Genomic DNA, 7655 nt, shown 5'->3' on the forward strand with positions numbered 1-7655 from the left:
CCCCTGCCCCTCTGCCCCCCCACCTCTCCCCCCTCCCTCCTTGGCGTGCGTGTGGTGGTTGTAGATGACCAAGCTGATACCCGTGAATTTATCACCACAGTCCTCGAACAGTGCCAAGCCGAAGTTAAAGCAGTAGGATCAGTTCCAGAAGCATTACAGGTAATTACACAGTGGAAACCAGATGTTATAGTCAGCGACATCGGTATGCCCCAAGAGGATGGTTACTCTTTGATCCGCAAACTGCGATCGCAACCCCCAGAATTAGGGGGAAATATTCCCGCCGCAGCGTTGACAGCTTATGCTAGAGCAGAAGATCGGATGCGAGCCATACAAGAAGGTTATCAGCTACATTTACCTAAACCCATTGAGGCAGCGGAGTTAGCTACAGTAGTCGCCAGCCTTGTTGGACGGACTTAGAACGAATGGGGAATTGGGCATTGGGAATAGGGCATTGGTTATTCTCCTTGTCTCCCTCATCTCCCCCTGCTCCCTGCTCCCCCTGCCCCCTGCTCCTTTACTTCTTCCCCATTCCCTCGTATATTTTTATTTCAGCATGAATAATGATTGTGTATTGAGGCGATGAGTACTTGGTATAAGCGGCTTCAATACAGTTCGGCTAGCTGGTTTGTTTCTGTATCTCACTCAACTGCATACCGCTATATCTCAACCGTATTGGGAGTTATCCAAAATATATTGAAAGCGGCTTCCGAAATAGGCAATTTAAGAGTTGTATTTAAATCATGTAACCTTAGTTAATTCAAACAGGCTACATAAAACTATAACTTGGATATCTTAAGAAATTAATGTTAAAAATAAAACTTTTGTTTACTTAGTTAGCTGTATTAGTCTGTGGTATTTCCTCTTTGTGTAAAGCTCTTACGTCTCTAATACACTTCTTGTATGCTTTTTAACTTCTTTACTACATTTTCTAAATATATTTATTTAGAAAAATATGTATGTAAAAAATGGATATAAGTAGTCTATATTTCAAGCCTCACGAATTTAATCAAACAAGTACTTTTTATACATTAAGATAAATCCTATGATCGCCCTAACAAACACATTAGTAAAAAAAGTAGCGGAACCACAACAGCTAGATATTATTGATTTACATGACTCGAAGCGGGCTGATTTTTTACAAGAAGTAATTGAAGGCTTAGAAGACGGTATATTAATTTTAAGCCAAGCTGGCGAAGTAGTTCATACTAATGCATCTGCTCATCGTCTTTGTTGTCAATTCAATCAAGATAATTGCAACGACAACTTTGTACCACAAGTTATCTGGGAGCTTTGTAAATCCTTACTTAGCAGTCGGTATTTATTTTCTGATAAGCTAATCATTCTATCAGATGAGATTGTGTTGGATAAGTCAAATGTTTTTCGTGTTAGGGTGAGACTACTAGATTTAGATGGGTTTGAAGTGCCTTGTTTGTTAGTGACTATCGAAAATCAGTATGAGTCTTTGAAAAGTTTAGCAATCACTGAAGTTAAAAAATTTGACTTGACGCCGCGAGAAGCTGAAATTTGGTTTCTCTATAGAAACAACTACAGCTACAAAGAAATTGCCACTAAGCTTTACATCACCATAAATACAGTGAAAAAGCACATGAAAAATATTCACACCAAGCGACAAGCATATCTTGCAGTTGAATAGTAGCAATAAAACAGGAGTCAGAATTCAGGAGTCAGAATTCAGGAGTCAGAATTCAGGAGTCAGAATTGGTGAATTCAGAAGTAAAACACAATTTATACCTGGCGTTTAGACGAATATAATAGGTAGATGTAATTAAATGCAAGATAAATCTTTTGTTCGTAGTGAGCGATTTATCACTTTATACAAGGTTCTCAATGACTAGAGCCACTTACTACGAGCTTTGATTTAGTGAAGCCTTTCTTACGGAGATTCAGGAGTTTGTTGCAGACGTAATAAGGTATTGTAAACCTGCCGTTTTAAAAGATTGTTATTTTGTAGCTCAATAGTAATTTTGTTGAACTGATCAATGCTTAAACCGTTATCTTCGACAATTTTTTGAGAGCGAGTACAGTAATTTACTGCGATATCTTGAGCCTTTCTAGGAAGACCATTTATGCTGTTAGAGTCATTACAAACAATCTTAGGAATTTCTCCATTGCCAATCAGTTTTTTAATTTCTTCAAAGGCATTTTGACGTGCTGGCTCCATTGCTAGCACGGCTTGAGCGTAGCTATTGATTTCAGTGTTGTCAACTATTGGTGCTGGAGTTTGACCATAAGCTTTTGAACTCGGTGAAAAAGCTTGAGAAATCACACTTGCAGTAGCGATCGCGCCAAAAAATAATGAATGATAAAGGATTCGCTTTCGGCTAGATCGGGAAAATAAATCGGAAATTTTCTTCATATAGTATGTGACACAGAACTACATCAGGGATATTATAAGGACTTTGAATTATTTTCGGAGTTGGAAGTTCCAGCAACTGCTCAATACATCAAGTTTTTACATTTGATTGTCAATTTTCTCGGCATACTTGGCAAAGTTCGATTATTTTAGTCTGGAGTGTTGACATTTCTGATGCTCCTTGCTTGAGGCTCACTTCTAACTCCAATAGCAGGGGTAAGCAATAGATTAACTGTTGCACAGAAAGTAGTCTGATTTCTTGCTGTAAGAAGTAGATCCGTTTGGGATTACCGATATCAGCAGCCTTAGCGATCGCTTGTTGATTGCGCTCACCACTTTCTATCATAATCTTCACCCAGAGCCAGGTGCGAAATTGTCCAATTAGTGTGGCAACTATCCGTAATCCTGGTTCGGAAGCATTGCTCAAATCTGCCAAGGTTGTCAAAGCTTTAGCTGTATCTCCTGTTCTAATTGCTGCTGCTAATTGTAAGCTATTTTGAGTAGTATTTCTTACTAACTTTGTAACTGTATCTACGTCTAAAGGCTTATTACTACCTTGGGCATATAGCCGCAATTTCTCTAACTCATTGTAGAGAAGTCGTGTATCATTTCCAACGGATTCTGCCAACAACTGGGCAGTATTGGCAGTCAGTTTCACACCCACAGTCTGGGCTGCTTGATTAACAGATTGCACCAACAATTCTGTTTTCCAAGGGGGAATGAGGGGAAATTCTCGGAATTCGGTAGCAAACTGTTTTAACAATTTTGTGGATTTGAGTCGTTCATCTGGCTTATTGCGGCTGGTGAGCAATAAAAATGAGTTGTCGGGGATGACAGGTAGCGATCGCCCCAATTCTGCCAACACGTTCTCTGGACAGTGCTGGCATAGAGTTGTATTTATCAGCCATACCAAGCGCCCACCAGACCCAAAAGTGGGTGTCATGACTTGATTTAACCCCTGGATAGCAGCATCAGCTTGATCTGGGGAGAATGAAGTGTAATTAAAACTTATCCAGTTGGGATCGAGGACGCGATCGCGCAGCATAGCGATCGCCTTTTCCATCGCAAAATCATCCTCACCCCAGTAAACATAGATTGGCATAGATAAATCTCATAATAGATGGACATGGGGCATAGGGCATTGGGCATTGGGTATTGGTTTGGTTATTGGTTATTTATTTCTCCCTCATCTCCCTCATCCGCCTCTCTGCCTCTTTCCCATGCCCAATACCCCATTCCCCAATCCAAAAAACTAAATACTTTTAAAATCATTCTGTTAATCGGGGTAATTTTCCCTAAAATCTATCAAGTGAGAGCGTGAGGCTATAAAGATTGGACGACAACTATCAAACTTACTTAAATCGGTTGGCACGACTGACGCTGCCAGAAGCCTACAGATCCCAAGCCCAGCATATTCAGGAATCTTCTAAATTTCAGCCACATTCTGGGTTGAGACAAGCAGCGTCTTTTCCTGGCTATACGCTAATTACACCGCCGGCAGAAGAAGAATCACAAAACTCTGCTTTCTATACCAAATTACAAACTTACCAACAGGAACTTTTGCAGTTGCCTGTAGGCCGTGATTTGATTGTACCTCTAGCTCCTGCTAGCTTCCACGTGACTTTAGCGGATTTAATTTGGGACAGTGCTTATCTTGACGCCTGCGAAAAAAATCCTAAATTTGACGAGGAATTACACTCTTGTTTAGCCGAAACCTTTCAGCAATATCAACAATTGATGACAAACAAGAGTCATCCGATTAAATGGCAAATGCTGGGGCTGATACTGATGCCAAGAGCTATAGCCGTTTGTTTAGTACCTCAAGATGAACGCTGCTACGAGGAAATTATTAAATTTCGCCGAACAATTTATCAAAATCCCAAGTTAATGGCCTTGGGTATTGAGCAGCATTATCATTTTACAGCCCACGTTACATTAGCCTATTTTGGGGAGGTTTCATCTGACTTAGACCGCGTAAATTTCAGCACCATGCTTTCTCAATTGAATGAAAATTGGCTGTTGAATTTGCCAGAATTTTTGATCAATCGCGTTGAATTGCGAAAGTTTGACAACATGACACGCTATTATCGTGAACCAGATTGGCCGATTTTAGATTTTTAAGTAATTAGTTAGTAGTTAGTAGTTAGTAGTCAGTAGTTTCCATTCACTCACTGACAACTGACTACTGATTATTAGTTATGTCTGCCTAACAATACTATAAATCAAATCTCCAGCCTAAAATTCCGGTTGCTGATAACCGAGGTAAATAGCTTCTAAAAATACATCAGGTGTAACACCTTCTGGCAACTTTTCTAAATTAATAATAGCTACAACTTGCTCGGCTAACTTTAGAGATAATGAGGCTCTTGCCTTTAATGACAATGCGCCACGCCGTTGCAAATACTCACGAATAACAGCAAAATCATCTGGCATCAATGGTGATAAATCGGCAATTTGTACTAACTGCTCACGGAGTAACTTTGCCTGTTCTGAAATTGTTAATGTAGGAGATATAGTAGGTGTTTGGGCTTGAATCACAATTGTACCAGCAGCCAAATCACCTAAGCGCTTTTCACGGCTACCCAACATAATTAAAAAAGCGCCAATAAACAAAGTTTCATCAAAGGGTCGCAGTAAAGCACGTAGCGTTGCTTGTTGTAGCCCGATCAGTCTACCATCATCTCGAACTACGCGAATTTTAGCAAACCGTTTACCAGGAGTTTGTCCAAACCATAAGGTTTCAAAAAATATAAAATACCCGACGTAAACTGCAAAGCCGATCAGGAAGAAAATTGCTATTAACCAAAGTCCTAAATTCTGAGCATTCGTAATCAAGTCTTCAAAAAAATTGAACAGTTGAGTAGAAAAGACAGTCCAGGTAAGAAAAAATACAAGCAAGGTTACAGTCAAAACTGTATAGTCAATTAGCAGTGCCAAGGCTCGATTACCGATTCCTGCTAGAGTGAATTCCAACTCTACACTTTCTGGAGTCTGGAATGTGATGCGATTAAAAAAGCGCATATTTTAACTAATTCAAAATTAATAGAGTTGGATTAAGGTGTTAAATTAACAAAAATCTTACAAGGGAGGTTCTCGTAATTGCAAACCTAGACCTTCACGCCGACTACGCAAGTCCAAGTATAAAACAGCTTTTAGTGCTTGCCAGAATGGCATAACTAAAATTCCACCTATCAAGCTTCCAACCCAAGAAATAAAATACACAATTGAGTAGATAGTAGAACCTGGCTCAAGCCTTATTAGGAATAAGCTAGGTATATAGTTTAATACAAACACCAACGGCAATGTCACAATAAAAGCAACTAAAACAACGCCCTGAATGCGAAATACTGAGGCTTTAGTTAACTCCCAACTTCTGGCAACACTTTCGCCACCATTGATATTTTCTTCAACTGCTAAAGGCACTTCAGCTATTATCCAACGAGAGTAAAACCAGGTTAGTCCTAATAGCACAACAACTACGGTTACAATTATTGCCAATGTGGTTACGACTATAATGCTGGAAGTACCTAATATTCCTCCTAATACTACTCCGATCAAGCCAGCTAGCACACCACCTATGATCGCCATTCCAAAATAAATTAAAAGCAAAGATATTGCTACTTGAAAACCAACTCTCAAAAATGACCAAAGACGCGGATTAATATGGTTCTTGGCAGTTTGAACACCTTCCGGCTGGTAAATCAATTCTCCAAAAGCCAAGCGTGAAATTAGGCCAGAAATGGCTGCATATTTTGCCCAGCCATAAATCGGAACTAGAATCCACAAGTGAGCGATCGCAGCTAGATTAAGATAAGTCTTCAGATGAGAACGATATAATCGCACCGCAGCACTGACAACATTACCGATACTCAGTGGTTGTATCTGACCGGAAGATCCAAAGTTTTCAGACATAATGGCACATTTTCCTTGAAATTACGGAGATGAATTTGAGGCTATCTTAAGCTAAGTTAAACTCAGTGTTCCCAAAATTCATGAATATTCAACGTTGGATTGCGCGACGAGAACCAAATTGGCAGCGTTTGGATGCCCTATTAAGGCAGATAGAAAAAAAAGGGCTAAAGTCCTTACAGGCAGCAGAAATTAGAGAGTTAGCGAGTTTGTATCGTTCCGTAGCAGCAGACTTGGCACGTGCCCGCACTCAGCAAATCGGTAATACTTTGATTCAAAGTTTACAATCTTTAACAACTCGTGCGTACACGCAGATTTACCAAAGTTCGCGGCGACAAGAATGGCAGGCGATTCTAGAATTTTACCGCTGGGGATTACCATCTGTAGTCCAGAAAACATTTGTATACATTGCTGCTGCAACGGCTCTGTTTCTACTGGGGGGATTAGTGGCTTGGTGGTATTCTTGGCAAAACCCCAGCTTCATGCCTTTAATCGTACCTGAAAACTTGATTACCAAGGTGCGAGATGAGCAAAAATTATGGATGGGGTCAATTGTCGGCATTGAACCTCTGGCATCCAGCGGTATTATGATCAATAACCTAGCGGTGTCTTTTGGGGCTGTTGCCGGTGGGATCACTGCTGGGCTATACACAGCTTATTTGATGGTATTTAATGGCTTATTAATTGGTGCTGTTAGCACTTTGGTTGCTCAAAATAATCTAGCTTATCCTTTTTGGGCCTTTGTATTTCCGCATGGTTCCTTAGAATTACCTGCGATATTTTTTGCTGGGGGTGCGGGATTTTTATTAGCAAGAGCAATTTTATTTCCTGGTAAATATCGCCGTGGAGATGCACTAAAGTTTTACGGTTCTCAGGCAGTGCAGCTAGTATTTGGGATTGTACCGATGCTGATTATTGCTGGTGCGATCGAAGGCTTCTTTTCACCTAATCCCAGCGTACCTGATGCCATTAAATATCTGGCAGGAATAGGATTATTTATACTTTTGGTAATGTATTGTAGCCGCAAGAAAGCATAAAATAATTAGCAAAAAAAACGTTAGGACGAAGTTAAATTTATAGTTTACTGTCTACTTCAGGGTGTTTTTCTCCTCTGGCTAATATTTGGTTGGAACACTTAAATCGACAGTTGTAGCCGTAGTCATACAGGTTATGACAGTGTTGATTGCTCAAAGTCCTGAAACAACTGGATTTTTACTCAGTACTTAGCTATATATAAGAATCCGCTTTGATTTCTGAACTAATTTGCGTAGGCAGGCAATAGGGAATAGGCAACAGTCAAGAAGGCTTCTTAGTTGTACTGAGTTTTTTCACCAAATCAAATATGAGTCCTATATCATTCTCACAATAAGAG

8 protein-coding genes are annotated in these 7655 nt (G+C 40.0%); 4 read left to right on the forward strand and 4 right to left on the reverse strand.

All coding sequences use genetic code 11. The annotated features are described in order from the left end of the window. The coding region (locus tag RRG12_RS40865; protein ID WP_420763129.1) for a response regulator at positions 1–417 on the forward strand (417 nt) is incomplete at its 5' end. A gap of 625 nt (positions 418–1042) precedes the next feature. Next, a complete protein-coding gene (locus tag RRG12_RS40870; protein WP_420763130.1) occupies positions 1043–1654 on the forward strand; it encodes a helix-turn-helix transcriptional regulator in 612 nt (203 codons plus the stop codon). A 240-nt stretch (positions 1655–1894) separates the two neighbouring features. Here RRG12_RS40870 and RRG12_RS40875 read toward each other — a convergent pair whose 3' ends face one another. Beyond that, positions 1895–2377 carry a DUF4168 domain-containing protein gene (locus tag RRG12_RS40875; protein WP_420763131.1) on the reverse strand — a complete coding sequence of 161 codons (483 nt, stop codon included), beginning with the start codon at positions 2375–2377 and terminating at the stop codon, positions 1895–1897. A gap of 109 nt (positions 2378–2486) precedes the next feature. Further along, the gene (holA, locus tag RRG12_RS40880; RefSeq protein WP_420763132.1) at positions 2487–3476 is read right to left on the reverse strand and encodes a DNA polymerase III subunit delta; all 990 of its coding nucleotides are present in this window, start codon (positions 3474–3476) and stop codon (positions 2487–2489) included. A 230-nt stretch (positions 3477–3706) separates the two neighbouring features. On the opposite strand from holA, the gene RRG12_RS40885 reads away from it, so the two are divergent. Further along, positions 3707–4495: a DUF1868 domain-containing protein gene (locus RRG12_RS40885; RefSeq protein WP_069072781.1), complete on the forward strand. Its 789-nt coding sequence runs from the start codon at positions 3707–3709 to the stop codon at positions 4493–4495. A 114-nt stretch (positions 4496–4609) separates the two neighbouring features. On the opposite strand, the gene RRG12_RS40890 is transcribed toward RRG12_RS40885, so the two are convergent. Then, positions 4610–5395, reverse strand: coding sequence for an RDD family protein (locus RRG12_RS40890; protein ID WP_420763133.1), 786 nt, complete (start codon positions 5393–5395; stop codon positions 4610–4612). A gap of 57 nt (positions 5396–5452) precedes the next feature. Then, positions 5453–6286: a hypothetical protein gene (locus tag RRG12_RS40895; RefSeq protein ID WP_069072783.1), complete on the reverse strand. Its 834-nt coding sequence runs from the start codon at positions 6284–6286 to the stop codon at positions 5453–5455. A gap of 80 nt (positions 6287–6366) precedes the next feature. Between RRG12_RS40895 and RRG12_RS40900 the strand changes: the two genes are divergently transcribed. Continuing rightward, entirely contained in the window at positions 6367–7320 is a 954-nt protein-coding gene (locus tag RRG12_RS40900; RefSeq protein ID WP_420763134.1) for a stage II sporulation protein M, read from the forward strand. Positions 7321–7655: the final 335 nt, after the last annotated feature.

Source organism: Nostoc sp. CALU 546, from assembly GCF_048836525.1.

What these genes read in the sequence shown, in the direction of transcription:
- RRG12_RS40870 (WP_420763130.1), top strand. Translation starts at nt 1,043, where the DNA reads ATGATCGCCCTAACAAACACATTAGTAAAAAAAGTAGCGGAACCACAA.
- RRG12_RS40875 (WP_420763131.1), bottom strand. Translation starts at nt 2,377, where the DNA reads ATGAAGAAAATTTCCGATTTATTTTCCCGATCTAGCCGAAAGCGAATC.
- holA (WP_420763132.1), bottom strand. Translation starts at nt 3,476, where the DNA reads ATGCCAATCTATGTTTACTGGGGTGAGGATGATTTTGCGATGGAAAAG.
- RRG12_RS40890 (WP_420763133.1), bottom strand. Translation starts at nt 5,395, where the DNA reads ATGCGCTTTTTTAATCGCATCACATTCCAGACTCCAGAAAGTGTAGAG.
- RRG12_RS40895 (WP_069072783.1), bottom strand. Translation starts at nt 6,286, where the DNA reads ATGTCTGAAAACTTTGGATCTTCCGGTCAGATACAACCACTGAGTATC.
- RRG12_RS40900 (WP_420763134.1), top strand. Translation starts at nt 6,367, where the DNA reads ATGAATATTCAACGTTGGATTGCGCGACGAGAACCAAATTGGCAGCGT.